This is a genomic window from Psychromonas sp., assembly GCF_983033635.1.
Window position 1 is genome coordinate 17186 of the sequence record NZ_CEZLMY010000002.1, and the last position, 22046, is coordinate 39231.

Annotated in this window: 36 protein-coding genes; 32 read left to right on the forward strand and 4 right to left on the reverse strand. The window is 41.8% G+C overall.

All coding sequences use genetic code 11. The features are described from left to right. Nucleotides 1–339 (reverse strand): GTP-binding protein (locus AC4GME_RS00435; RefSeq protein ID WP_490378884.1); only part of this gene is annotated, 339 nt, incomplete at its 3' end. Between the two features lie 101 nt (nucleotides 340–440). Between AC4GME_RS00435 and AC4GME_RS00440 the strand changes: the two genes are divergently transcribed. The 6 genes from AC4GME_RS00440 to AC4GME_RS00465 all read left to right on the forward strand — a co-directional run bounded on the left by AC4GME_RS00440 (nucleotide 441) and on the right by AC4GME_RS00465 (nucleotide 6479). After that, nucleotides 441–1304: a YicC/YloC family endoribonuclease gene (locus AC4GME_RS00440; RefSeq protein ID WP_490375641.1), complete on the forward strand. Its 864-nt coding sequence runs from the start codon at nucleotides 441–443 to the stop codon at nucleotides 1302–1304. Between the two features lie 349 nt (nucleotides 1305–1653). Continuing rightward, entirely contained in the window at nucleotides 1654–3297 is a 1644-nt protein-coding gene (locus AC4GME_RS00445; protein WP_490375640.1) for a tetrathionate reductase family octaheme c-type cytochrome, read from the forward strand. Further along, nucleotides 3290–3901 carry a cytochrome b/b6 domain-containing protein gene (locus tag AC4GME_RS00450; protein WP_490375639.1) on the forward strand — a complete coding sequence of 204 codons (612 nt, stop codon included), beginning with the start codon at nucleotides 3290–3292 and terminating at the stop codon, nucleotides 3899–3901. Before AC4GME_RS00445 ends, AC4GME_RS00450 begins: the two co-directional genes overlap by 8 nt. A 29-nt stretch (nucleotides 3902–3930) precedes the next feature. Beyond that, nucleotides 3931–4257: a hypothetical protein gene (locus AC4GME_RS00455; protein WP_490375638.1), complete on the forward strand. Its 327-nt coding sequence runs from the start codon at nucleotides 3931–3933 to the stop codon at nucleotides 4255–4257. A gap of 96 nt (nucleotides 4258–4353) precedes the next feature. Then, nucleotides 4354–5763 (forward strand): DUF3373 family protein, encoded by a 1410-nt coding sequence (locus AC4GME_RS00460; RefSeq protein WP_490375637.1) that lies wholly within the window; start codon nucleotides 4354–4356, stop codon nucleotides 5761–5763. A 323-nt stretch (nucleotides 5764–6086) separates the two neighbouring features. Continuing rightward, the gene (locus AC4GME_RS00465; protein ID WP_490375636.1) at nucleotides 6087–6479 is read left to right on the forward strand and encodes a hypothetical protein; all 393 of its coding nucleotides are present in this window, start codon (nucleotides 6087–6089) and stop codon (nucleotides 6477–6479) included. 51 nt (nucleotides 6480–6530) lie between these two features. Here AC4GME_RS00465 and AC4GME_RS00470 read toward each other — a convergent pair whose 3' ends face one another. Genes AC4GME_RS00470 through AC4GME_RS00480 form a run of 3 tightly spaced genes read right to left on the reverse strand, consistent with a single transcriptional unit; the run spans nucleotide 6531 to nucleotide 9556 of the window. Beyond that, nucleotides 6531–6845: an MGMT family protein gene (locus AC4GME_RS00470; protein WP_490375635.1), complete on the reverse strand. Its 315-nt coding sequence runs from the start codon at nucleotides 6843–6845 to the stop codon at nucleotides 6531–6533. Continuing rightward, complete coding sequence (gene rsuA / locus AC4GME_RS00475; RefSeq protein WP_490375634.1) at nucleotides 6838–7530, reverse strand: 16S rRNA pseudouridine(516) synthase RsuA; 693 nt, start codon at nucleotides 7528–7530, stop codon at nucleotides 6838–6840. Before rsuA ends, AC4GME_RS00470 begins: the two co-directional genes overlap by 8 nt. Further along, nucleotides 7517–9556, reverse strand: a complete 2040-nt coding sequence (locus AC4GME_RS00480; RefSeq protein ID WP_490378885.1) for a tRNA(Met) cytidine acetyltransferase TmcA — start codon at nucleotides 9554–9556, stop codon at nucleotides 7517–7519. The genes rsuA and AC4GME_RS00480 overlap by 14 nt, the downstream gene beginning before the upstream one ends. Before the next feature lie 362 nt (nucleotides 9557–9918). Between AC4GME_RS00480 and rpsJ the strand changes: the two genes are divergently transcribed. The 26 genes from rpsJ to rpsD all read left to right on the forward strand — a co-directional run bounded on the left by rpsJ (nucleotide 9919) and on the right by rpsD (nucleotide 22040). Further along, nucleotides 9919–10230, forward strand: a complete 312-nt coding sequence (gene rpsJ, locus AC4GME_RS00485) for a 30S ribosomal protein S10 (RefSeq protein WP_011771756.1) — start codon at nucleotides 9919–9921, stop codon at nucleotides 10228–10230. A 15-nt stretch (nucleotides 10231–10245) separates the two neighbouring features. Next, on the forward strand, nucleotides 10246–10884 hold the full coding sequence (gene rplC, locus AC4GME_RS00490) for a 50S ribosomal protein L3 (protein WP_490375632.1): 639 nt from the start codon (nucleotides 10246–10248) through the stop codon (nucleotides 10882–10884). 14 nt (nucleotides 10885–10898) lie between these two features. Continuing rightward, a complete protein-coding gene (gene rplD / locus AC4GME_RS00495) occupies nucleotides 10899–11504 on the forward strand; it encodes a 50S ribosomal protein L4 (RefSeq protein WP_490375631.1) in 606 nt (201 codons plus the stop codon). After that, nucleotides 11501–11800, forward strand: a complete 300-nt coding sequence (gene rplW / locus AC4GME_RS00500) for a 50S ribosomal protein L23 (protein ID WP_490375630.1) — start codon at nucleotides 11501–11503, stop codon at nucleotides 11798–11800. Before rplD ends, rplW begins: the two co-directional genes overlap by 4 nt. A gap of 11 nt (nucleotides 11801–11811) precedes the next feature. After that, on the forward strand, nucleotides 11812–12639 hold the full coding sequence (rplB, locus tag AC4GME_RS00505) for a 50S ribosomal protein L2 (protein WP_490375629.1): 828 nt from the start codon (nucleotides 11812–11814) through the stop codon (nucleotides 12637–12639). A 14-nt stretch (nucleotides 12640–12653) separates the two neighbouring features. Next, nucleotides 12654–12929 carry a 30S ribosomal protein S19 gene (rpsS, locus tag AC4GME_RS00510; protein WP_101080515.1) on the forward strand — a complete coding sequence of 92 codons (276 nt, stop codon included), beginning with the start codon at nucleotides 12654–12656 and terminating at the stop codon, nucleotides 12927–12929. A gap of 8 nt (nucleotides 12930–12937) precedes the next feature. After that, nucleotides 12938–13273 carry a 50S ribosomal protein L22 gene (gene rplV / locus AC4GME_RS00515; protein ID WP_490375628.1) on the forward strand — a complete coding sequence of 112 codons (336 nt, stop codon included), beginning with the start codon at nucleotides 12938–12940 and terminating at the stop codon, nucleotides 13271–13273. A 3-nt stretch (nucleotides 13274–13276) separates the two neighbouring features. Next, complete coding sequence (gene rpsC, locus AC4GME_RS00520) at nucleotides 13277–13963, forward strand: 30S ribosomal protein S3 (RefSeq protein ID WP_490375627.1); 687 nt, start codon at nucleotides 13277–13279, stop codon at nucleotides 13961–13963. An 11-nt stretch (nucleotides 13964–13974) separates the two neighbouring features. Continuing rightward, nucleotides 13975–14385: a 50S ribosomal protein L16 gene (rplP, locus tag AC4GME_RS00525; protein ID WP_490375626.1), complete on the forward strand. Its 411-nt coding sequence runs from the start codon at nucleotides 13975–13977 to the stop codon at nucleotides 14383–14385. Then, complete coding sequence (rpmC, locus tag AC4GME_RS00530; RefSeq protein ID WP_490375625.1) at nucleotides 14385–14576, forward strand: 50S ribosomal protein L29; 192 nt, start codon at nucleotides 14385–14387, stop codon at nucleotides 14574–14576. Before rplP ends, rpmC begins: the two co-directional genes overlap by 1 nt. Continuing rightward, on the forward strand, nucleotides 14576–14827 hold the full coding sequence (rpsQ, locus tag AC4GME_RS00535; RefSeq protein WP_490375624.1) for a 30S ribosomal protein S17: 252 nt from the start codon (nucleotides 14576–14578) through the stop codon (nucleotides 14825–14827). The genes rpmC and rpsQ overlap by 1 nt, the downstream gene beginning before the upstream one ends. A gap of 164 nt (nucleotides 14828–14991) precedes the next feature. Further along, a complete protein-coding gene (rplN, locus tag AC4GME_RS00540) occupies nucleotides 14992–15360 on the forward strand; it encodes a 50S ribosomal protein L14 (protein ID WP_019613685.1) in 369 nt (122 codons plus the stop codon). Between the two features lie 9 nt (nucleotides 15361–15369). Continuing rightward, nucleotides 15370–15684: a 50S ribosomal protein L24 gene (gene rplX / locus AC4GME_RS00545; protein ID WP_490375623.1), complete on the forward strand. Its 315-nt coding sequence runs from the start codon at nucleotides 15370–15372 to the stop codon at nucleotides 15682–15684. A gap of 12 nt (nucleotides 15685–15696) precedes the next feature. After that, nucleotides 15697–16236, forward strand: coding sequence for a 50S ribosomal protein L5 (gene rplE / locus AC4GME_RS00550; RefSeq protein ID WP_490375622.1), 540 nt, complete (start codon nucleotides 15697–15699; stop codon nucleotides 16234–16236). Nucleotides 16237–16246: 10 nt separating this feature from the next. Further along, entirely contained in the window at nucleotides 16247–16552 is a 306-nt protein-coding gene (gene rpsN, locus AC4GME_RS00555) for a 30S ribosomal protein S14 (protein ID WP_490375621.1), read from the forward strand. 25 nt (nucleotides 16553–16577) lie between these two features. Beyond that, complete coding sequence (gene rpsH / locus AC4GME_RS00560) at nucleotides 16578–16970, forward strand: 30S ribosomal protein S8 (RefSeq protein WP_490375620.1); 393 nt, start codon at nucleotides 16578–16580, stop codon at nucleotides 16968–16970. An 11-nt stretch (nucleotides 16971–16981) separates the two neighbouring features. After that, nucleotides 16982–17515, forward strand: coding sequence for a 50S ribosomal protein L6 (gene rplF, locus AC4GME_RS00565; RefSeq protein ID WP_490375619.1), 534 nt, complete (start codon nucleotides 16982–16984; stop codon nucleotides 17513–17515). A gap of 9 nt (nucleotides 17516–17524) precedes the next feature. After that, entirely contained in the window at nucleotides 17525–17875 is a 351-nt protein-coding gene (gene rplR, locus AC4GME_RS00570; protein WP_490375618.1) for a 50S ribosomal protein L18, read from the forward strand. An 11-nt stretch (nucleotides 17876–17886) separates the two neighbouring features. After that, nucleotides 17887–18387: a 30S ribosomal protein S5 gene (rpsE, locus tag AC4GME_RS00575; protein WP_490375665.1), complete on the forward strand. Its 501-nt coding sequence runs from the start codon at nucleotides 17887–17889 to the stop codon at nucleotides 18385–18387. A gap of 6 nt (nucleotides 18388–18393) precedes the next feature. After that, nucleotides 18394–18576, forward strand: coding sequence for a 50S ribosomal protein L30 (rpmD, locus tag AC4GME_RS00580; RefSeq protein WP_490378886.1), 183 nt, complete (start codon nucleotides 18394–18396; stop codon nucleotides 18574–18576). Between the two features lie 2 nt (nucleotides 18577–18578). Further along, nucleotides 18579–19013 carry a 50S ribosomal protein L15 gene (gene rplO, locus AC4GME_RS00585; RefSeq protein WP_490375617.1) on the forward strand — a complete coding sequence of 145 codons (435 nt, stop codon included), beginning with the start codon at nucleotides 18579–18581 and terminating at the stop codon, nucleotides 19011–19013. 6 nt (nucleotides 19014–19019) lie between these two features. Continuing rightward, nucleotides 19020–20348 (forward strand): preprotein translocase subunit SecY, encoded by a 1329-nt coding sequence (gene secY / locus AC4GME_RS00590; RefSeq protein ID WP_490375616.1) that lies wholly within the window; start codon nucleotides 19020–19022, stop codon nucleotides 20346–20348. A gap of 36 nt (nucleotides 20349–20384) precedes the next feature. Next, nucleotides 20385–20498: a 50S ribosomal protein L36 gene (gene rpmJ / locus AC4GME_RS00595; RefSeq protein WP_005417265.1), complete on the forward strand. Its 114-nt coding sequence runs from the start codon at nucleotides 20385–20387 to the stop codon at nucleotides 20496–20498. Between the two features lie 130 nt (nucleotides 20499–20628). Further along, complete coding sequence (gene rpsM / locus AC4GME_RS00600; RefSeq protein WP_490375615.1) at nucleotides 20629–20985, forward strand: 30S ribosomal protein S13; 357 nt, start codon at nucleotides 20629–20631, stop codon at nucleotides 20983–20985. Nucleotides 20986–20996: 11 nt separating this feature from the next. Then, nucleotides 20997–21386 (forward strand): 30S ribosomal protein S11, encoded by a 390-nt coding sequence (gene rpsK / locus AC4GME_RS00605; RefSeq protein ID WP_019613697.1) that lies wholly within the window; start codon nucleotides 20997–20999, stop codon nucleotides 21384–21386. Between the two features lie 33 nt (nucleotides 21387–21419). After that, nucleotides 21420–22040, forward strand: coding sequence for a 30S ribosomal protein S4 (gene rpsD, locus AC4GME_RS00610; RefSeq protein ID WP_490375614.1), 621 nt, complete (start codon nucleotides 21420–21422; stop codon nucleotides 22038–22040). Nucleotides 22041–22046 lie beyond the last annotated feature (6 nt).

A 22046-nucleotide genomic window follows, 5' to 3' on the forward strand; every position in this document is an offset into this window, starting at 1 on the left:
ATAAAACTGACCTTGTAACAAGTTTTGAATATTAGATAAATGCCCCGCGCCAGCAGGTTCAATAAAAATTCGCTGTGGATCTACCTCTTTAATTAACTTATTTAAAGCAACACGAAAGGGCATGCCGGCACTGCAACATAAACATCCACCATAAACCTCTTTAATGAAAATATTGTTCGCCAAGCAGTGTTCTTTAGGATAATGATAGTTGCCCGATTCATTAACCAATACCGCCCATTTTTCATTAGCGGGCTTATAAGTTAACAACTGTTGAATAAATGTGCTTTTTCCAGCCCCTAAAAATCCGCCAATAATATGGCAAGGTATTTTTTCTTTCATTAAATATACTCCGTAACAAGCTGTTATCGTAGCATGTTTACGTCTTACTCAGTTATACTGAGGCTGAAAATTAAGCAGAAGCAAATTAATGAGAGGTGATTATGATCTACAGCATGACGGCATTTGCACGTAAGCAATTAAAAGGTGATTGGGGAACTGCAGTATGGGAAATCCGCTCGGTAAACCAACGTTATTTAGAGACCTATTTTCGCCTTCCTGAACAGTTTCGAGGTCTTGAAGTTAAATTAAAAGATATTTTCCGCAAGCGTTTACAGCGTGGAAAAATCGAATGTAATCTGCGTTTTGAAGCAAGTAGCAGTAATGATGATGCGCTAAGTATGAATCAAGAATTAGCGGCGCAACTGGTTCAAAATGCCCAGTGGGTACTTGATAAAGCAGGTAGCGGTACATTAAACCCAATCGACATTCTGAAATGGCCTGGCGTAATGCAGGCACCAGAGCAAGATCTTGATGCGATAACGGTTGAACTGATGGCCGGTTTTGAAGAGACACTTAATGAATTTGTTGAATCACGCGCAGCTGAAGGCAGTAACCTAGCGGTAATGATTGAGCAACGCTTAGCAGCAATTGCACAGCAAGCAGAAAAAGTACGCGCATTTATGCCTGACGTACAAGCATGGCAAAAAAGTCGTATTCTTAAAAAGTTCGAAGATGCTAATGTGGATTTAGACAGTACTCGTGTTGAACAAGAGTTGGTTTTACTGGCACAAAAAACAGATGTAGCAGAAGAGCTGGATCGTTTAGATTCACATATTTCAGAAAGCCGTAATGTATTAACAAAAGGCGGCCCTGTAGGGCGTCGTTTAGACTTTATGATGCAAGAATTTAACCGTGAAGCAAACACCTTAGGCTCAAAAGTGATTAACAGTGATATCACAGCCGCTGCCGTGGAATGCAAAGTGCTAATCGAGCAGATGCGCGAGCAGGTGCAGAATATAGAGTAACCTTTACTGCTCTTTTCTCTTTTCTTCTAGGCCCTGTTTTTGCAGGGCTTTTTTGTTTCTATTGTTAAATTCTTTTTTTGATTAAATATTCCTACTGATCACTCTTTGCTGCTGTAGCAGGAAATCTCTTTCTCTTTGCAATTAGATTCAGCTAATGCAGGTTACACTGAATTAGTGTGATCTAATTCTTGATTTTTATATTAAGCCTTTTCTAATATAGGGTTTTTGAATAAAGATTGATCTAATACAGCATTGCCTTATTTAATTGCGTCACAGTGATGCTATACCTTTAGAGGTATAGATGATTTATATCATATAGATGCAGGCAAATAGGGAAGTGGGGTTTGCGATGAAAGGCAAAACAATAACAATAACAATAACAATATTATTACTGAGCTGGATTAATGCTGTTCTAGCAACTGGTTCAGAAAAAACACAACAGCAAGATCTTAGTCGCGCCAATATGACTGCAGATCATTCTAAATTTGAGCAGCTTGATCAAGAGTTTGATTATGCACCCGATGTCACTGAAGCCTGCCTTGAATGTCATACCGAGGCTGCCAAACAGGTGCATAAAACTTTTCATTGGAAGTGGGCTGCCAAAGTTGATGGAAAAATGGTTGGTAAAGGCAAAAATGGTTTTAATAACTATTGTGTTGCTGCGCGTGGAAATGAGAGTTGTACGCAATGTCACACAGGTTATGGCTGGCGTAATGATGATTTTGACCAGGAAGCGGAAGAGAATGTTGATTGCCTAGTTTGTCATGATGGCACAGGAACTTATAAAAAATCGGCTGCTATGTCGGGCCATCCCTATTATGAAGATACTAAGCTCGGTGATTTTCTGCAGCCTGCAGTTGATCTTCGTGCTGTTGCGCAAAGTGTTGGTGCACCAAAACGTGAAAACTGTTTAGCATGTCATGCAAATGGTGGCGGTGGTAATGGTGTTAAACATGGTGATACTGATATGTCACTGGTGGATCCTGTGCATTCACTTGATGTTCATATGAGTCCGGAAAAACTGAACTTCAGTTGTCAAACCTGTCATAAAACCAGTGGACATGAAATTGCCGGACGTTACAACGGTAAAAAAGCCTTTATTGATCATAAAAAAGATATGGGGCGTATTGAACGTGACGGTAAAAATGTCTCATGTGAATCATGTCATGGTGAAAAACCGCATGAAATCCGTGAAATTGATAATCACACCTCTAAAGTCGCTTGTACCTCTTGTCATATTCCAGAAATGGCGCGCGGGCCTTACCTTACCAAATTAACATGGGACTGGTCGACTGCGACTAAGTTGAAAAATGGTAAACCTTATTCGGAAGAGAAACTCTTTGATGGTGTGGAAGCACACAGTTATATGAGTAAAAAAGGGACATTCACTTGGGGGCGTAATGTGACGCCTGAGTACCGTTGGTATAAAGGTGAGTTAAAACAGAAAACCCTGCAAACAGTGATTAATCCTGATAGTGCGCCGATTGATATCAATCCGCCTACTGGCGATTACAACGATCCTGATGCGCGAATTTGGCCCTTCAAAGTGCATCGCGGTAAACAGCCTTATGACACAGAGTTTAATCGTATTTTACCGATTAAGCTGTACGGCAAAAAAGGTACGGGGGCGTTATGGACGGAGTATGACTGGGCTAAAGCATTAGCCGCTGGTGCTAAATTAAACGAAGTAGAATTTAGCGGGCAGTTTGACTTTATTGAAACCAATGGTTTCTGGCCAATCAAACATATGGTTGCCCCCGCTGAAGATGCCGTTGACTGTAATGCTTGTCACTCTCGTGACAGCCGCTTAACCGGCTTAAATGATTTCTACTTAATCGGTCGTGATTCTAATTTCTGGGTGGAACTGTTTGGCTTGCTAGCAGTCGTTGGCGGTTTGCTGGGGATAATGGGACATGGGGCTTTACGCTATATAACAGCGCTTAGAAGAAAAAAATTGCAAGCGAAGCAGGTTCAAGGAGGAGATCATGAGTAATAAATCAAACAGTAAAATCGTGGTGCTATTTAAACGTTTTGAACGGTTCTGGCACTGGGCACAAGCGCTAATGATTTTGTTGTTATTGCTTACCGGTTTGGAGATGCATGGATTGTTTGAGTTGTTTGGTTTTGGCTCTGCGGTCGAAACGCATAATCTGATTGGCTTTGTCTGGACAGGCTTAGTGGTACTGATTTATACCTGGATCTTAACCACAGGGGAGTGGCAGCAATATTTCCCAACGCTAAAAGGTGTCGAAGGTACACTGCGTTTTTATCTTTACGGTGTGTTTAAAGGTGAAAAACATCCTCACCATATGACGCCTGACGACAAGTTCAACCCTCTGCAGCGTTTAGGCTATATCGCTATCTTATTTGGTCTGCTGCCATTGCAGGTGATTAGCGGTTTTGCTTTTTACTTTTTCCCTGATCTGCGTGCGGCAGGGGTGATAGGCCATGTTGATCTGATTGCTATCTTGCACACTTTTAATGCTTATGCACTGCTCAGTTTTGTGGTGATTCATCTGTATATGATCACCTTTGGCGAAAAGTTATCAAGCCATATTAAAGCGATGATTACGGGCAAAGAAAAAATTGAAGAATAATAAATTTTAAACACGTTAAGGAAATCAATATGAAAAAACTAATTATGTTAACACTGGGTTTAATGCTGACCTTTAATGTTTTTGCTGACGCCGCCAAAGGGCAAAAGTATTACTTGAAATACTTGCGTCCACATTTTGAAATCAACGGACAGGAGTTTGCCAGCCAGCACCTTAAAGTTGAATGGAAGCGTCTGTTCAAGAAAGATTCAAAACGTTTTATTAAAGAATACACAAAAAAATTCCCTGAATCTGCTGAGTTTTTAAATGGTGATACATTCCAGAAAATAGCTCCGCATGTAAAAGATTTTGCTATGAAGTATGCAGCGGACAGTGGTGAGCTCGCGAGTTGTAATTAAAGCAAAAGGTTATTTAGATTAAGTCATTGGAAATGGATTACGGTAAAGCAACTAACTAGCTTCAACATATTTTTAATAAGACAAGGATGAAACACTATGAATAATAAATTATCAGTAATAGCTGCCTCCTTATTACTCGCTTTTTCAGCGCCAGTTTTTGCCGATCAAGCGCAAGATATCGCTGACTTAAAAGATCAAGTTCGTGAATTACAGAAAAAGGTTGGCGGAAGTAATCTCAAGTTTAGTGCAGATTACCGTGTCACCATGGACAGCCTTGAATATAAGATGGCTGATGGAACAACGGTTGAAAATAGCGGTTTATTAGCAAATCGTTTAGAGATAGGTATGGGCTATCAACCTTTCGATAATCTTGTTTTTAAAGGCCTGCTTTCCTATAACAAGGCCTTTGGTGAAACATTATCCAACCCAAACAACCCGGGGATGAGTAATTTTGATTGGGTAACGAATGAAAATTTAGGCGATAACAGCCTTAACGTGAAAGAAGTGTACATGTTATATCTTGGTGATAATTTCCTGGGCAGTGATTTAAACTGGTCGGGGAGTCTTGGCCGTCGTCCTTCCACCAACGGTTTTATAGCCAATAATCGGGAAGGTTACGATGCTGCAAAATCACCCCTAGGGCACTCTATCAATGTTGAATTTGACGGTTTAAGCCTTGCCGTTAAGTTAGATAAACTAACGGGTGTTAGTGGTATGGATGCGAAACTCTGTGCCGGCCGAGGTTTAAGCGCAACGGCTACACCCAGATTTTCTTCAACGGGAAGTGACTATGTAGATACAGGTGCAATGGATAATATCGATATGATAGGTTTGATTGTTACGCCATATAATAATGGTCAATATGACATTAAAGCACAGTACTATTATGCTAATAATCTCATTGATATGGGCTACGATTACACCGATCCAATGGCACCTGCAGCAACAGGTTTTGAACAGTTAGGCGATCTACAAAACTTCACATTATCAATGCAGGTTAATGGTGTTGGTGAGTTTATCAATGATTTCTTAGACGATACTGTATTGTTTGCTTCAGTTTCTGCATCACAAACTAGACCAGATGGCGGCATGACTGCTGGCGGAAACTATGGCATGTTGGGATCGCAAGATAACGAAACAGGTTACTCCTACTGGGTTGGTGCTACATTCCCTGCATTTATGGAAGGGGATCGTTTTGGTCTTGAATATAACCATGGTTCTAAATATTGGCGTTCATTCACCTATGGTGAAGATACTTTAATTGGGTCAAAAATCGCGACGCGTGGTGATGCATTTGAAGCTTATTATAACTTACCAATTATTGGTGAAACCTTATATGTACAACTGCGTTATACCTACATTAATTATGATTACTCCGGAAGCAATGGTTTCTTTGGTAACAGCAGTGCACCAATGACCATGGGAGAAGCTAAAGCGGCTGGTTACGGTGGCATGATCGCTGAAAGTGCGCAGGATTTACGCGCAATGATCCGTTATAACTATTAACAGGTAGCATCTGTTACTTAAAAGGCATTTATCATTATTGGCACTGACAATAGGCTAAATGTCTTTTATTTGCTATTTCACCTTTCTTTCCCTGATCTCTTTCAGTTTTATTTTCTTTGTTAACCCCCTGAATAACCATGGTTTTTTTATGGTTATGATTTGTTATTATTTATCGTAATAAACAACCTCTTCTATATAGCTAATAATTACTAAAAAACAAACTCAGTTTTCTCCTTAACGTCTATATTGTGATCTAAATCCTGTTGTTTCTTGCGGGATACTTCAGTTGATTTCAGTTCATTAGATGTGACTAGGAGGTCCATATGAAATTAACAATTACTTCCCTTTTATTAACGCTGTTTATTAGCAGCAGTTGTTGGGCAAATCACCTTAAGATAATTACCGCTATATCGGTTAATGAACAGAATCAGCAGCAGGTATCAGGTCATTTAATTACCCAGGTGTTTAATGCAACAGGTGAAAAGATACATAATGTTAATTTGCGTTTAGTTAATTCAAGTAAAGTGCAACTCGACAACCCCATTTTGCAGTTTTTTACGCTCAAGGATGGTGGGGTGCGCCATATTAGCAATCATTTTTATGCGCAACCACTTGATGCGGAGTCACCTGGTTCTATTTTATGGCGTATCAATTATGACGATGCCCTAGGCCATCATCAAGAGTTTGTATCCAGCAAGATAAATAATCGTTTATAACGAAGCGGAGCTCTTGCATCTTGAGGTAGCTTGGGTAAAGTTGCTGGTTACTTATAAAATAAATCGAAAGCGTACTGAGTTAAAATCAACCAGCTTACCCTGACTTATTTTTATGCCTTCGCTGCGTAATAATTCTATCTTTTTGTCTGTTCCCAAAGCATATTGGCCAGTTTCACCGTTACTTTTTACCACTCGATGGCAGGGCACAATAATCGGGTTGGGATTAGCCGCCATCGCATTTCCCACGGCTTGATAAGCTTTACTCTTTAAAGCGTGCGCAATATCCCCGTAAGTAACAACCTTACCTTCGGGGATCTGTTTTAACAGCTGATAGCATTGTTCATTAAAGGTTTTGGATTTAGGCAATGCTGTTAACCTCTTGTTCGCTCAAATAACGCCATTCACCTAACTCAAGCTTTGAATCCAGCTCTATTTTGCCTATCTGCTCACGGTGTAAGGCTGTCACGTGGTTACCAATAGCAGCAAACATGCGTTTAACTTGGTGGTATTTCCCTTCGCTGATGGTCAGTAAAACCTCTTTTTCGGAAATTATTTCTAATTTTGCAGGCAGGCAAGGCTGACTTTCATTTTTTAGTTGAATGCCCGCTTTAAACTGTTCGCTAGCATTATCTTCGATCGGCTCAGCAAGTCCGACACGATAGCATTTCGAGCATTTTTTGCGTGGACTGGTGATTTGATGTGACCACTGGCCGTCATCGGTAATTAAAATTAGGCCCGTGGTATCAGCATCAAGTCGGCCGGCAATAAATAACTGTTCACGTTTTTCAACATCAATTAAATTAAACACAGTTGGTAACTGTTCATCGACGGTGGAGCAGATAAAATCCTGTGGTTTATTAAGCATAATATAACGTAGACCGCGTAGGGCAATTTGTTTGCCATCCAAACTGATCACTTCATTTTCAGATACTTTATAGGCACTGCTGCGAATGCAGCTATCGTTGTTGGTGATCCGTCCCTGGCTAATGACTTTCTTAGCCTGGCTTCTTGTTAAAGGCGTTGCTTGGCAAATATATTTATCTAGGCGCATGATTTTCTTCTTGTGTTAATAATTGTTTGATGGCGCTCTTGAGGGTGCTTTGAGCTTGTTTTTTGCCAGTGAGATGGTGTTTTTTACAAACCTCTGCCCAGCTATTGTTTTGTAATATTTTTTGTATTGTAATGTATTGCTGCGTTTTGCTTAAGTTTTTTAAATTGGCGGTTAACAGTAGCTTAATTAAAATAGGCTCAACAAACTCATAAGGAAGATTGCCGTTGCTGTAGCTGTCTAGTCGTATGTCACTTACTGTCGTTTTATCAAACTCTTTTAATAGGTTGAAAACTAGCGCGGCGTCAATCTGTTGTAGATGCCTGCTTAATTGTATGGCTAATTGATCTTTAAACTGTTGATGAATTTTGTTGTGTAGCGTTTTTCCTCGGCTTGATAAGGCGCGATTTACAATCAGCGAGTGTGTACCGCTGCTACTGTCTTTAGTTAAACCAATACGCAGGGTTGCAAATGTTAATTGCTGCCAGAAAGATAACAGCTCGGTTGTAGCACCAAAGCTGGCGCAGAGGTGATCAAATTGTTCGTTTTCTGCCCAGTTAGCTAAGTGAGCAACAAATCGTTTGCCCAGGCCTAAATTTTGTAACGTTGGGTGAATGGCTATTCTCTGTATTCGCGCATAACGGAAAGAGGCGGCTTGTTTGCAAGCGCTATGAAAGGTAAGAGATTGTGCAACTAAGTTTCCTTGTACGCGGCGTGTGCCTTGCCATATTTGCTCACACATCTGCTCATCAAAACCGCCTTCCTCATTAATTAGTGCGACACCAAGCAGTTGTTTGTTTTGCTTGAGCACAAAAATATGCAACGAGTTGTCATTGAGTAATTTTTCCAGATCCGAGGGTTTGGTCTGATAGTGCGCAAGTACTAATAAAGAAAATGTTTCTTGTAATAATGATTTATCGACGATTAATTGCGCTGCCGTTAATTTTTCAAATTGCACTGCAGCATTTGAATCATAGCTTGGATTTTCAAATGGAGATTCTGTTAAACAAAGGCTATTTAATGTAAAAGATTCAACGGGATCATTAACAGCCCAACGGATAGGTTGATCAAGATGCAATTGTCGCCATTGTGGGCTGATCTTATGTAAGCGTTTTTGGAAGCGCAGTGCAAAACCTCGTCCGGATCCTTCATAACCATGCTGGGTGGTGGCAAAGACTAATCGTGAATAATGTTTAGCAACTGTTTCTAATGTCGGCACAGGCAATGCGGCAGCTTCATCAATAATAAGCAGATCACATTTTGGTTTGTCAGCAAGCAGGACGTCAGGCGCGATAAAGTGAATGCTTTGCTTGCCCTTGATAATTGAAAATTGATGCTCTTGGTTATCAGTTAATAATAAACTGGCGTGTTTAAACAGAGTGTATGTCGCTTGTTTATTCGGTGCACAGACTAAAATAGTTTTCACACCTGAATTTAACAGCTGTGCAGCTGCAATGCCAAGTGCGGCTGATTTACCCCGGCCTCTATTGGCGGTTAATACAAGCGGTCGGCGCCTATGCCCGGTTAGCGTTTTTATAATGGCGTTAACTGCAACTTGTTGTTGAGTTAGATTTAGCGGTGTTTTAGCTTCGCTATTGAGCGGTTTAGTAGAGAGTTGTGCAATAGGCTGATCCTGCTGGATCGTTTTAAAATCATACTCTAATAGTTGTGAATTTAGATATTGATAAAACAGATTGTTGCCTGGAATTTCTGTAGGAGTGATCAGCAGCAATAAACCACCACCTCTTAATGTACCTTCACTGGCTGCGAAAGCATTTGCATCAAAGTTGTCATAAGCATTGATTATCAGCAACGATATCTCTTGTCCCAGTATTTGCTTGTAAGGAGTAGAGGTAATAGAGGTCGGGGCAGGGCCGCACCAAAAATAAGCATACTGCAAATGCTTAATTAAGAATTGCGCTTGCTGGTAGCACCAGGTTAAATCACCCTGTAAGCGTAATAGTTGACGATGGTTGTCGGTTACCGCTTGCTGTTGAATATGACGAACAAATGAAAGAAGTGCTGACACAGGCGATCCTAGTTTTACTTACGTTTATAAGCTGAGTATATCATCGTCAAATGTAGATTAACTTAAAGCAATATAGATATCAGCTGAATTTAATAGGGTAAGCAGTGATCTCGGCAAGATCCTTGTGATTGTTTTTCAAACAAATTGATCATAAAAACTTGTATTAGCGCACAATTACTGTATTATGCGCATCTCTTACCGATATGGTAAGCGGGCAAAAAGCCCATAACCAATTTATTAGGTTATCAAAATGACTCCCGATTGGGGAGCGACTAGTTTGAATAAGCACTTGAGATCTATCTTGTATAGGTTGTCAGGTGTTTATTTGTATGTTGTATTTTTAACTATTGGAGTTTTGGTCCATGCAGAACCAAAGAATCCGTATCCGCCTTAAAGCTTTTGATCATAAATTGATCGATCAATCAACGGCGGAGATCGTTGAAACTGCAAAGCGCACAGGTGCTCAGGTACGTGGTCCTATCCCACTACCAACTCGTAAAGAGCGTTTCACAATATTGGTATCACCGCATGTAAATAAAGATGCTCGTGACCAATATGAGATTCGCACTCACAAGCGCTTGATTGATATCGTAGAACCAACTGAAAAGACTGTTGACGCACTGATGAAGCTAGATTTAGCTGCTGGCGTTGATGTTCAAATCAGCTTGGGTTAGAAAGGAGTTATAACAATGACAATCGGTCTAGTAGGTCGTAAAGTTGGCATGACTCGCGTCTTCACTGAAGATGGTGTTTCTATCCCAGTTACAGTTCTTGAATGTACACCGAATCGCGTTACTCAAGTGAAAACACTTGATACTGATGGCTACCAAGCTATTCAAGTAACAGCTGGCACTAAGAAAGCTAGCCGTGTAACTAAGCCAGAAGCTGGTCACTTTGCGAAAGCAGGTGTTGAAGCTGGCCGTGGTCTGTGGGAGTTTACTCTTGCTGACAACGAAGGTGCAGATATCAAAGTTGGCGCTGAGCTAAGTGTTGAGCTTTTCAACGAAAATACGAAAGTAGATGTTACAGGTCAGTCTAAAGGTAAAGGTTTCCAAGGCGGTATTAAACGCTGGAACTTTTCTATGCAAGACGCAACTCACGGTAACTCATTATCACATCGTTCTAATGGTTCGATTGGTATGTGTCAAACTCCGGGTCGTGTTTTCAAAGGCAAAAAAATGTCTGGCCACATGGGTGATGAGCGTGTTACGACTCAGAATCTTGAAGTTGTTCGCGTAGACGTTGAACGCAACTTACTGCTCATTAAAGGTGCAGTACCAGGTGCGAAAAACGGCGATGTGTTCATTAAACCTGCTGTTAAAGCATAACCAAGGATTTAGTAATGGAATTGGTATTGAAAGATGCACAAAGTGCACTTGAAGTTTCTGACGCTACCTTTGGACGTGAATTCAACGAAGCCCTAGTTCATCAGGTAGTCGTTGCGTATGCAGCTGGTGCTCGTCAAGGTACTCGTGCTCAGAAAAACCGAAGTGATGTTCGTGGTGGTGGTAAAAAGCCATGGCGTCAAAAAGGTACTGGCCGAGCTCGTTCAGGTACAATCCGTAGCCCTATCTGGGTTGGCGGTGGTGTTACATTCGCGGCGCGTCCACAGGACCATAGCCAGAAAGTAAACAAAAAAATGTACCGTGGCGCAGTGAGAAGCATTCTGTCTGAATTAGTTCGTCAGGATCGTCTAATCGTTGTAGAAAACTTCACTGTTGAAGCTCCTAAAACACAAGAGCTGAAAGCGAAGTTGAAAGAACTGGATCTTAAAGATGTTCTTATCATTACTGAAGAATTAGATGAAAATCTATTCTTAGCAGCGCGTAACCTCTACAAAGTAGACGTTCGTGATGTTCAAGGTATTGATCCAGTGAGCCTAATCGCATTTGATAAAGTTTTAGTAACTGCAGACGCAGTGAAAAAGATTGAGGAGAGCCTAGCATGATCAGTGAAGCGCGTTTACTGCAAGTTATCCTAGCCCCGCATATCTCTGAAAAGGGAACTTTATCTGCTGAAAACCATAACACTATGGTATTCAAAGTTGCAGGTACTGCGACTAAAGCAGAAATCAAAGCGGCAGTCCAAAAACTGTTTGAAGTTGAAGTTACTGGTGTTCGTACACTTAACGTGAAGGGTAAAACCAAGCGTACAGGTCAACGTGTGGGTCGCCGTAGCGACTGGAAAAAAGCATACGTTAGTCTGGCTGAAGGTGCAGACATCGATTTCGCTGGCGCTGAGTAGAGGAATTATAGATGGCTATTGTAAAATGTAAGCCTACGTCTCCAGGTCGTCGCCACGTTGTCAAAGTGGTAAATAACGATCTGCACAAAGGCAAGCCATACGCACCACTTTTAGAGTCTAAATCTAAATCTGGTGGTCGTAATAATGGTGGTCGTATTACGGTTCGTCATATTGGTGGTGGTCACAAACAACACTACCGTATTGTCGATTTTAAACGTAATAAAGACGGTATCCAGGCAAAAGTAGAGCGTTTGGAATATGATCCAAACCGTAGTGCAAACATTGCGCTAGTACTTTACGCTGATGGTGAGCGTCGCTACATCCTAGCCCCTAAAGGCCTGGTTGCTGGTGATCAAATCCAATCTGGTGAAGATGCATCAATCAAAGTAGGTAACTGCTTACCGATGCGTAATATCCCAGTGGGTACAACAGTACATGCTGTAGAAATGAAACCTGCTAAAGGTGCGCAAATCGCACGTTCAGCTGGTGCATACAGCCAAATTGTAGCTCGTGATGGTGCTTACGTTACTCTACGTTTACGTAGTGGTGAAATGCGTAAGATCCCTGCTGAGTGTCGTGCAACAATCGGTGAAGTTGGTAATGCAGAACATATGCTACGCCAATTAGGTAAAGCTGGTGCTACGCGTTGGCGTGGTGTTCGTCCTACCGTTCGTGGTGTTGTAATGAACCCAGTAGATCACCCACATGGTGGTGGTGAAGGTAAAACAAGTGGTGGTCGTCATCCTGTTTCTCCTTGGGGTATGCCAACTAAAGGCTACAAGACTCGTAAGAACAAACGTACTGATCAGTACATTGTTCGTCGTCGTAATAAGAAATAAGCAGAGGTATCGCCATGCCACGTTCTCTCAAGAAGGGTCCATTCATTGACCTACACTTGCTGAAGAAGGTAGAGAAAGCGATGGAGAGCGGTGAGAAAAAACCAATTAAGACTTGGTCTCGTCGTTCAATGATCATTCCAGATATGATTGGTTTGACCATCGCTGTCCATAACGGGCGTCAACACGTGCCAGTATTTGTAACCGATGAAATGGTTGGTCAAAAACTGGGTGAATTTGCACCAACTCGTACTTACCGTGGCCATGTCGCGGATAAGAAAGCGAAGAAATAGAGGTATTTATGGAAGCTTTAGCTAAACATTTATTTGCTCGTTCTTCAGCTCAGAAAGCGCGTTTGGTAGCAGATCAAGTACGTGGTCTATCAGTAGAAAAAGCACTAGAACTTTTATCATACAGCCCGAAAAAAGCGGCAGTATTGATTAAAAAAGTTGTAGATTCTGCAATTGCAAACGCTGAGCATAATGAAGGCGCAGACATTGATGAACTAGTAATCAGCAAAATTTGTGTTGATGAAGGTCCAACAATGAAACGCATCATGCCGCGTGCGAAAGGCCGTGCCGATCGCATAATGAAGCGTTCTTGCCATATCACAGTTGTGGTATCAGACAGGGGTTAAACAATGGGACAGAAAGTTCATCCTAACGGTATTCGCCTAGGTATCACTAAAGCATTTAGCTCTACTTGGTATGCAGGCAAGAAAGATTTCGCAGATAACTTATATAGTGACTTTGAAATCCGTAAATTCTTAACAGAGAAACTGAAAAATGCTTCTTTGTCTAAGATAACAATTGAGCGCCCAGCAAAAAGTGTTCGTGTGACTATTCACACTGCACGTCCAGGTGTTGTAATTGGTAAAAAAGGCGAAGATGTTGAGAAGCTACGCACAGCTATTGCTAAAATGGCAGGTGTTCCAGCGCAGATCAACATTTCAGAAGTTCGTAAACCTGAACTTGACGCAAAACTAGTAGCAGATTCTATCTCTTCTCAGTTAGAGCGTCGTGTAATGTTCCGTCGTGCTATGAAGCGTGCGGTACAAAATGCTATGCGTCTTGGCGCTAAAGGCATTAAAGTTCAAGTAAGTGGTCGTTTAGGTGGTGCAGAAATCGCACGTGCTGAATGGTATCGTGAAGGTCGTGTACCTCTACATACTCTTCGTGCTGATATCGATTACTCAACTTCAGAAGCGCTTACTGTTTACGGTATTATCGGTGTTAAGGTTTGGATCTTTAAAGGTGAAGTTCTAGGTGGTTTACCACTACAACAAGAACAGCCATCTAAACCAAAGCGCAAAAGCCGCGGTAAGTAGGAGATACGCTAATGATGCAACCAAAACGTATGAAGTTCCGTAAAATGCACAAAGGCCGCAACCGTGGTCTTTCGAAAGGTACGGAAGTAAGCTTTGGCGAATTTGGACTAAAAGCTGTCGGTCGTGGTCGAATTACTGCTCGTCAAATCGAAGCAGCACGTCGTGCAATGACTCGTCATGTTAAACGTCAAGGTAAAATCTGGATCCGCGTGTTTCCTGATAAACCGATTACCGGCAAACCGTTAGAAGTTCGTCAAGGTAAAGGTAAAGGTAACGTGGAATATTGGGTTGCTCAAACTCAACCAGGTAAAGTTCTTTATGAAATGGAAGGTGTTCCAGAAGAATTGGCTCGTGAAGCATTTGCTCTAGCAGCTGCTAAACTGCCATTGGCAACAACCTTCGTAACTCGTAAGGTGATGTAATGAAAGCTAACGAACTTAAAGAAAAAAGCGTTGAAGAGCTTAATGCTGAACTTCTTAACTTATTACGTAAGCAATTTGAATTACGTATGCAGTTAAACACAGGTCAGTTAGCACAGCCGCATTTGGTAAAAGAAGTGCGTCGTGACATCGCCCGTGTTAAGACAGTATTAAATCAGAAGGTAGGTGCGTAATGAGCGAATCTAAAACTCGTACTCTTCAAGCAAAAGTAATCAGTGCAAAGATGGATAAATCTATCGTTGTTGCTATCGAACGCAAAGTGAAGCATCCGTTATACGGTAAATTCATGAAGCGTACGACTAAGTTACATGCGCATGATGAAACAAATCAATGTAGTGAAGGTGACGTTGTACTAATCAGCGAATGCCGTCCACTTTCTAAGACTAAGTCTTGGACATTGGTTGAAATCGTACGTAAAGCTTAATTTTAATTAATTAACTTTATTTACATAGGTTAAACGGCGTCCATTTCGGATGCCGTTTTTTTAGACTATCTTTCTTGGAAAGTTGGTGGTATTATGCCGCACCCTGAAAAAACGGGTAAACAACTCCTAGAGAGTAATCAATTGTAATATAGCGGAGCACTGTAATGATCCAAATGCAAAGTGTGCTGGATGTCGCCGATAATTCTGGCGCTCGACGCGTAATGTGTATTAAGGTCCTTGGTGGCTCGCATCGCCGTTATGCAGCAATCGGTGACATCATCAAAGTTTCTGTGAAGGAAGCAATTCCTCGCGGTAAAGTTAAAAAAGGTGATGTTCACACAGCTGTGGTTGTGCGTACCAGAAAAGGTGTACGTCGTCCCGATGGTTCTGTAATTCGTTTTGATCGCAACGCTGCGGTTATGCTGAATGCACAAAACCAGCCAATCGGAACACGTATCTTTGGCCCTGTAACTCGTGAACTTCGTAATGACAATTTTATGAAGATTGTTTCACTGGCGCCGGAAGTACTGTAAGGAACCGAAATGGCAGCAAAAATTAAACGTGACGATGAAGTAATTGTAATTACCGGTAAAGATAAAGGTAAAACTGGGAAAATTTCTACAGTTTTAGCGAACGGGAAAGTAATTATTGAAGGTGTGAACACTGTTAAGAAACACCAAAAGCCAAACCCGCAAGCGGGCGTAACTGGTGGTATTATCGAACAGGAAGCACCGATACAAATATCAAATGTTGCGATCCTTAACTCGGAAACGGGTAAAGCGGATCGTGTTGGATTTAGAGTTGAAGACGGCAAAAAAGAGCGTTTTTTCAAATCTAATAATGAACTTGTGAAGTAACTGGAGTTTACGATGGCGAAACTGCATGATTTCTATAAAGACAACGTGGTGTCTGATTTGCAAAAGCAATTCGGCTATACGTCTGTCATGCAAGTCCCTCGAATAGAGAAAATCACCCTTAATATGGGTGTTGGTGAAGCACTGGCTGATAAAAAAGTCCTTGAGCACGCTGCGTCAGATATGGCAGCAATCTCAGGTCAAAAGCCTGTGATCACTAAAGCGCGCCGCAGTGTGGCTGGCTTCAAAATTCGTGAAGGCTACCCGATTGGTTGTAAAGTAACTCTACGTGGTTTACGTATGTGGGAATTTTTTGAGCGTTTGGTAACAATCGCTATTCCACGTGTACGTGATTTCCGTGGCCTAAATGCTAAGTCATTTGATGGTCGTGGTAACTACAGTATGGGTGTACGTGAGCAAATCATTTTCCCTGAAATCGATTACGATAAAGTTGATAAAGTACGTGGTTTAGATATCACAATTACGACATCAGCGAAGACTGACGAAGAAGGGCGTGCATTGCTTACTGCCTTTAACTTCCCATTCCGTAAGTAAGGTGTAAATAATGGCTAAACAATCAATGAAAGCGCGTGAAGTAAAACGTGCGAAGCTTGTTGTTAAATTCGCTGAAAAACGTGCGGCTTTAAAAGCAATCATTAATGATATCAATGCAACTGACGAAGCTCGTTGGGATGCAGTGTTACAGCTTCAAACGCTACCTCGTGATTCAAGTCCAGTTCGTAAACGTAACCGTTGTAACGTAACTGGTCGTCCGCATGGTTTCCTACGTAAATTTGGCATGAGCCGTATTAAGGTTCGTGAACATATGATGCGCGGAGAAATCCCTGGCCTGAAAAAAGCCAGCTGGTAATCAATTAATCACGGAGTAGAAATTTATGAGCATGCAAGATCCTATTTCGGATATGCTAACGCGTATTCGTAACGGTCAAGCAGCAAGCAAAGTTTCTGTTAAAATGCCTTCTTCTAAGCAAAAAGTTGCAATTGCAGCTGTGCTTAAAGCAGAAGGTTATGTTACAGATTTCGTTGTTGCTGGTGACACAAAGCCTGAATTAGAAGTTACTTTAAAGTACTTTGAAGGCAAAAAAGTTATCGATACTATTAAACGAGTCAGCCGTCCAGGTCTACGTATCTACAAAGGTGCAAACGATCTTCCTAAGGTTATGGCTGGTTTAGGTATCGCAATCATTTCAACTTCACATGGTGTTATGACTGACCGTGCTGCGCGTAAAGCAAGCATTGGCGGTGAAATCATCTGTTACGTATCATAAGGAAGTAGTCTATGTCTCGTATAGCTAAGGCACCGATTACTGTACCTTCTGGCGTTGAAGTTAAAGTAAATGGTCAAGAAGTTGCTGTTAAAGGCAACAAGGGCGAACTCGTTCGTACTCTTAATGATGCTGTTGTTGTTAAACTTGAAGACGGTGTGGTTTCATTCGCGCCAGCTGAAGGTGTTAAAGACGCTTGGGCACAAGCAGGTACTGCTCGTGCTAACGTTAACAACATGGTTGTAGGTGTAACTGAAGGCTTTAAGAAGACACTTCTTCTTCAAGGTGTTGGTTACCGTACACAAGTTAAAGGCCAAGATGTAAACCTAACATTAGGTTTCTCTCATCCTGTTGTTTACACATTACCTCAAGGTATTTCTGCTACGGCGCCAAGCCAGACAGAAATCATTATTGAAGGTTCTGATAAGCAGCAAGTTGGTCAAGTAGCCGCAGAGATTCGTGCATTCCGTCCACCAGAGCCTTATAAAGGTAAAGGTGTTCGTTACGCTGATGAAAATGTGCGTCGTAAAGAAGCGAAGAAAAAGTAAGGTAAGACTATGGATAAGAAAGCATCTCGTCTTCGTCGTGCTACCCGCACACGTAAGAAATTACAAGATCTTGGTGCCACTCGTCTTGTGATCAACCGTACACCTCGCCATACTTACGCGCAGGTAATTACAGCAGACGCACAAGTCGTAGCAAGCGCTTCTACATTAGAAAAAGAAGTGCGTGCACAAGTTAGCAACGGTGGTAACACGGAAGCAGCGCAACTAATTGGTAAATTAGTTGCAGAGCGCGCGGTAGAGAAAGGAATTACTAAAATTTCTTTCGACCGTAGCGGTTTCCAATATCACGGCCGAGTAGCAGCACTAGCTGAAGCAGCTCGTGAAGCTGGTCTACAGTTCTAAGGGTACTGATGATGTCAAAAGAACAAACTCAAACCGGTGATCTGAACGAAAAGCTAATCGCAGTAAACCGAGTTTCAAAAGTAGTTAAAGGTGGTCGCATCTTTAGCTTCACAGCACTAACAGTAGTTGGTGATGGTAGTGGTCGTGTTGGTTTTGGTTATGGTAAAGCACGTGAAGTTCCTGCAGCTATTCAAAAAGCTATGGAAAAAGCACGTCGCAATATCAGCGAAATCCAATTAAAAGGTAACACTCTGCAGCATCCTATCAAGGGCCGTCATTCTGGTTCTAAGGTATATATGCAACCAGCATCTGAAGGTACTGGTATCATCGCAGGTGGTGCAATGCGTGCCGTATTAGAAGTTGTTGGCGTACAGAACGTACTTGCTAAAGCTTACGGCTCAACTAACCCGATTAACGTTGTTCGCGCTACGCTTGATGCCCTAGAGAATATGAATTCTCCTGAGCAAATTGCAGCTAAGCGTGGCTTAAACGTTACTGATATTCTGGGGTAATTAAGCATGGCTACTAAAACGATTAAAGTAACCCAAACCAAAAGTGCAATTGGCCGTTTACCAAAGCACCGTGCAACATTAACAGGCCTAGGTCTGCGTCGTATCGGTCATACTGTTGAGTTAGAAGATACTCCTTCAGTACGTGGTATGGTTAATAAAGTCTACTATATGGTTAAGGTTGAGGGGTAATTATGAAACTAAATACTCTATCTCCAGCAGCTGGCTCTAAGCCTGCTGCAAAACGTGTAGGTCGTGGTATCGGCTCTGGATTTGGCAAAACTTGTGGCCGCGGTCATAAAGGTCAAAAGTCTCGTTCAGGCGGTTCTATACGTCCTGGTTTTGAAGGTGGTCAAATGCCTTTGAAACAACGTTTACCAAAATTTGGTTTCACTTCACGTAAATCTCTAGTTAGCGCAGAAGTTCGTTTGAACGAAATCGCTAAAGTAGAGGGTGAAGTAGTAACTATTGATACGTTGAAACAGGCTGGTCTACTTGTAAACACAGTTAAGTTTGCAAAAGTAGTTCTTTCTGGTGAAATCTCTCGCTCAGTCACAGTACAAGGCCTTCGTGTTACGAAAGGTGCGCGTGCTGCAATTGAAGCTGCGGGCGGAAAAATCGAGGAATAATAGATAATGGCTAAGAAACCAGGGTTAGATCCTAAAGCAGTACAGGGCAGTAACTTAAGTGAACTTAAAACACGACTTTTGTTTGTTTTAGGGGCTATTTTAGTGTTCCGTGCAGGCTCTTTTGTTCCAATTCCTGGTATTGACGCCGCTGTCCTAGCTGATCTATTCCAGCAGCAAAAGGGTACCATCATTGAAATGTTTAATATGTTCTCTGGTGGTGCGCTTGAGCGTGCATCTATCTTTGCATTGGGTATTATGCCGTATATTTCGGCATCAATTATTATCCAATTGTTGACGGTTGTTCATCCTCCTTTAGCTGAGCTAAAAAAAGAGGGTGAGTCTGGTCGTCGTAAGATAAATCAATACACGCGTTACGGTACTTTGGTACTGGGTACATTCCAAGCAATTGGTATTGCGACTGGTTTGCCGACTATGATGCCAGGACTTGTTGAAAATGCAGGTCTTAGCTTCTATATTACGGCAGTTGTGAGTCTAGTTACGGGAACGATGTTCCTAATGTGGTTAGGTGAACAAATTACAGAACGTGGTATCGGTAATGGTATTTCTATCATTATATTTGTAGGTATTATTGCAGGTCTGCCTCAAGCAATTGGGCAAACTGCTGAGCAAGCACGTCAAGGTGAGCTTCACCTTCTTGTGTTATTAGCATTAATCGTTATCGTTTTTGCGACAACCGCATTTGTTGTATTTGTTGAACGTGGTCAACGACGTATCGTTGTTAACTACGCAAAACGTCAACAAGGGCGTAAAGTTTTTGCTGCTCAAAGTACACATCTTCCATTGAAATTAAATATGGCTGGTGTTATTCCTGCAATTTTTGCCTCGAGTGTTATCTTGTTTCCTGGTACAATCGCGCAGTGGTTTGGTCAGACTGAAGGTTTGAGCTGGTTATCGGATGTTTCATTGGCTCTACAGCCAGGACAACCGTTGCATATGATGTTATATGCAGCCGCAATTATCTTCTTTTGCTTCTTTTATACTGCACTTACGTTTAATCCACGTGAAACTGCAGATAATTTGAAGAAAAGCGGTGCCTTTATTCCAGGTATTCGTCCCGGAGAACAAACGTCACGTTACATTGATAAAGTGATGACACGCCTGACATTAGCGGGTGCGTTATATATTACCTTTATCTGTTTGATTCCCGAGTTTATGATGGTCGCAATGAATACGCAGTTCTACTTCGGTGGTACGTCGTTATTAATCATTGTTGTTGTTATCATGGACTTTATGGCACAGGTACAGACTCATTTGATGTCTAATCAATATGATTCTGTCTTGAAAAAAGCTAACTTGAAAGATTACGGCAAATAGCCAGTCTTAAAGTTATACTAACTACGGAGTGTTGCAATGAAAGTTCGTGCATCCGTTAAAAAAATCTGTCGTAACTGCAAAGTTATCAAGCGCAACGGTGTTGTGCGTGTTATCTGTGTAGAGCCAAAGCACAAACAGCGCCAAGGCTAAATAGATTTTGGATATCAAGGGCTTAGGCAGTTAATTCAGTCTAAGCTCTATTTTGTTTGATAAATTATCATTTGTAGAGTATCCTACCGGGCTTTTCGCAAATGAATCGTTAACTTTTAAGGAGTGCATAGTGGCCCGTATCGCTGGCATTAACGTTCCTGATCATAAGCATGCTGTAATTGCATTAACTGCAATTTTTGGTATTGGTAAAACTCGCTCACAGAAAATCTGTGCTGCATCGGGTATTGCTGAAACTGCAAAGCTGAATGATCTGGAAGAATCGCAAATCGAAGCTCTTCGTACAGAAGTAGCTACGTTCACCGTTGAAGGTGATTTACGTCGTGAAGTTTCTATGAACATCAAGCGTCTTATGGATCTTGGTTGTTACCGTGGACTTCGTCATCGTCGCAGCTTGCCTGTGCGTGGTCAGCGTTCTAAAACGAATGCTCGTACCCGTAAAGGTCCGCGCAAAGCAATCAGAAAATAGGGTAAGAGATAATGGCTAAGACTCCAACTCGTGCTCGCAAGCGCGTTAAAAAGCAAGTTGCTGATGGTATGGCTCATATCCATGCTTCTTTCAACAACACAATCGTAACTATTACAGACCGTCAAGGTAATGCGCTTTCTTGGGCAACTGCCGGTGGTTCTGGTTTCCGTGGTTCTCGTAAATCTACTCCGTTCGCTGCACAGGTTGCTGCTGAACGTGCTGCTGAAGCAGCTAAAGAGTACGGTCTTAAAAACGTTGAAGTTTTTGTAAACGGACCTGGACCAGGTCGTGAATCTTCGATTCGCGCTCTAAACGCGGCGGGTTTCCGTGTAACAAACATTACTGATGTTACACCAATCCCACATAATGGTTGTCGTCCACCGAAGAAACGTCGCGTTTAATAGCGACCTTCCAAGGTAACTGGAGAAAGAACAATGGCAAGATATTTAGGTCCTAAGCTTAAGCTTAGCCGTCGTGAAGGAACAGATCTTTTCTTAAAGTCTGGTGTCCGCGCGATTGAATCTAAGTGTAAGATTGATAATGCACCGGGTGTTCATGGTGCGCGTAAACCACGTCTATCAGACTACGGTTTACAACTACGTGAAAAGCAAAAAGTTCGTCGTATGTACGGTGTACTTGAAAAGCAATTCCGTAACTACTACAAAGAAGCTGCTCGTTTACAAGGCAACACTGGTGAAAACCTTCTTCAACTTATTGAAGGTCGTTTAGACAATGTTGTATACCGTATGGGTTTTGGTGCTACTCGCGCTGAATCACGTCAACTAGTTAGCCATAAAGCTATCTTAGTAAACGGTAAAGTTGTAAATATCCCTTCTTTCAACGTTAAAGCAAGTGACGTTATCGCAATTCGTGAAAAAGCTAAAAAGCAGTCACGAATTGGCGCTGCACTTGAAATCGCTGGTCAGCGTGAAGCTTCTGGTTGGGTTGCTGTTGATACAACGAAAATGGAAGGCGTATTTACTCGTCAGCCTGAACGTTCAGATTTATCTGCTGAGATTAACGAACAGTTAATCATCGAACTTTACTCTAAGTAAAGTTAA

What these genes read in the sequence shown, in the direction of transcription:
- AC4GME_RS00440 (WP_490375641.1), top strand. Translation starts at nt 441, where the DNA reads ATGATCTACAGCATGACGGCATTTGCACGTAAGCAATTAAAAGGTGAT.
- AC4GME_RS00445 (WP_490375640.1), top strand. Translation starts at nt 1,654, where the DNA reads ATGAAAGGCAAAACAATAACAATAACAATAACAATATTATTACTGAGC.
- AC4GME_RS00450 (WP_490375639.1), top strand. Translation starts at nt 3,290, where the DNA reads ATGAGTAATAAATCAAACAGTAAAATCGTGGTGCTATTTAAACGTTTT.
- AC4GME_RS00455 (WP_490375638.1), top strand. Translation starts at nt 3,931, where the DNA reads ATGAAAAAACTAATTATGTTAACACTGGGTTTAATGCTGACCTTTAAT.
- AC4GME_RS00460 (WP_490375637.1), top strand. Translation starts at nt 4,354, where the DNA reads ATGAATAATAAATTATCAGTAATAGCTGCCTCCTTATTACTCGCTTTT.
- AC4GME_RS00465 (WP_490375636.1), top strand. Translation starts at nt 6,087, where the DNA reads ATGAAATTAACAATTACTTCCCTTTTATTAACGCTGTTTATTAGCAGC.
- rsuA (WP_490375634.1), bottom strand. Translation starts at nt 7,530, where the DNA reads ATGCGCCTAGATAAATATATTTGCCAAGCAACGCCTTTAACAAGAAGC.
- rpsJ (WP_011771756.1), top strand. Translation starts at nt 9,919, where the DNA reads ATGCAGAACCAAAGAATCCGTATCCGCCTTAAAGCTTTTGATCATAAA.
- rplC (WP_490375632.1), top strand. Translation starts at nt 10,246, where the DNA reads ATGACAATCGGTCTAGTAGGTCGTAAAGTTGGCATGACTCGCGTCTTC.
- rplD (WP_490375631.1), top strand. Translation starts at nt 10,899, where the DNA reads ATGGAATTGGTATTGAAAGATGCACAAAGTGCACTTGAAGTTTCTGAC.
- rplW (WP_490375630.1), top strand. Translation starts at nt 11,501, where the DNA reads ATGATCAGTGAAGCGCGTTTACTGCAAGTTATCCTAGCCCCGCATATC.
- rplB (WP_490375629.1), top strand. Translation starts at nt 11,812, where the DNA reads ATGGCTATTGTAAAATGTAAGCCTACGTCTCCAGGTCGTCGCCACGTT.
- rpsS (WP_101080515.1), top strand. Translation starts at nt 12,654, where the DNA reads ATGCCACGTTCTCTCAAGAAGGGTCCATTCATTGACCTACACTTGCTG.
- rplV (WP_490375628.1), top strand. Translation starts at nt 12,938, where the DNA reads ATGGAAGCTTTAGCTAAACATTTATTTGCTCGTTCTTCAGCTCAGAAA.
- rpsC (WP_490375627.1), top strand. Translation starts at nt 13,277, where the DNA reads ATGGGACAGAAAGTTCATCCTAACGGTATTCGCCTAGGTATCACTAAA.
- rplP (WP_490375626.1), top strand. Translation starts at nt 13,975, where the DNA reads ATGATGCAACCAAAACGTATGAAGTTCCGTAAAATGCACAAAGGCCGC.
- rpmC (WP_490375625.1), top strand. Translation starts at nt 14,385, where the DNA reads ATGAAAGCTAACGAACTTAAAGAAAAAAGCGTTGAAGAGCTTAATGCT.
- rpsQ (WP_490375624.1), top strand. Translation starts at nt 14,576, where the DNA reads ATGAGCGAATCTAAAACTCGTACTCTTCAAGCAAAAGTAATCAGTGCA.
- rplN (WP_019613685.1), top strand. Translation starts at nt 14,992, where the DNA reads ATGATCCAAATGCAAAGTGTGCTGGATGTCGCCGATAATTCTGGCGCT.
- rplX (WP_490375623.1), top strand. Translation starts at nt 15,370, where the DNA reads ATGGCAGCAAAAATTAAACGTGACGATGAAGTAATTGTAATTACCGGT.
- rplE (WP_490375622.1), top strand. Translation starts at nt 15,697, where the DNA reads ATGGCGAAACTGCATGATTTCTATAAAGACAACGTGGTGTCTGATTTG.
- rpsN (WP_490375621.1), top strand. Translation starts at nt 16,247, where the DNA reads ATGGCTAAACAATCAATGAAAGCGCGTGAAGTAAAACGTGCGAAGCTT.
- rpsH (WP_490375620.1), top strand. Translation starts at nt 16,578, where the DNA reads ATGAGCATGCAAGATCCTATTTCGGATATGCTAACGCGTATTCGTAAC.
- rplF (WP_490375619.1), top strand. Translation starts at nt 16,982, where the DNA reads ATGTCTCGTATAGCTAAGGCACCGATTACTGTACCTTCTGGCGTTGAA.
- rplR (WP_490375618.1), top strand. Translation starts at nt 17,525, where the DNA reads ATGGATAAGAAAGCATCTCGTCTTCGTCGTGCTACCCGCACACGTAAG.
- rpsE (WP_490375665.1), top strand. Translation starts at nt 17,887, where the DNA reads ATGTCAAAAGAACAAACTCAAACCGGTGATCTGAACGAAAAGCTAATC.
- rpmD (WP_490378886.1), top strand. Translation starts at nt 18,394, where the DNA reads ATGGCTACTAAAACGATTAAAGTAACCCAAACCAAAAGTGCAATTGGC.
- rplO (WP_490375617.1), top strand. Translation starts at nt 18,579, where the DNA reads ATGAAACTAAATACTCTATCTCCAGCAGCTGGCTCTAAGCCTGCTGCA.
- secY (WP_490375616.1), top strand. Translation starts at nt 19,020, where the DNA reads ATGGCTAAGAAACCAGGGTTAGATCCTAAAGCAGTACAGGGCAGTAAC.
- rpmJ (WP_005417265.1), top strand. Translation starts at nt 20,385, where the DNA reads ATGAAAGTTCGTGCATCCGTTAAAAAAATCTGTCGTAACTGCAAAGTT.
- rpsK (WP_019613697.1), top strand. Translation starts at nt 20,997, where the DNA reads ATGGCTAAGACTCCAACTCGTGCTCGCAAGCGCGTTAAAAAGCAAGTT.
- rpsD (WP_490375614.1), top strand. Translation starts at nt 21,420, where the DNA reads ATGGCAAGATATTTAGGTCCTAAGCTTAAGCTTAGCCGTCGTGAAGGA.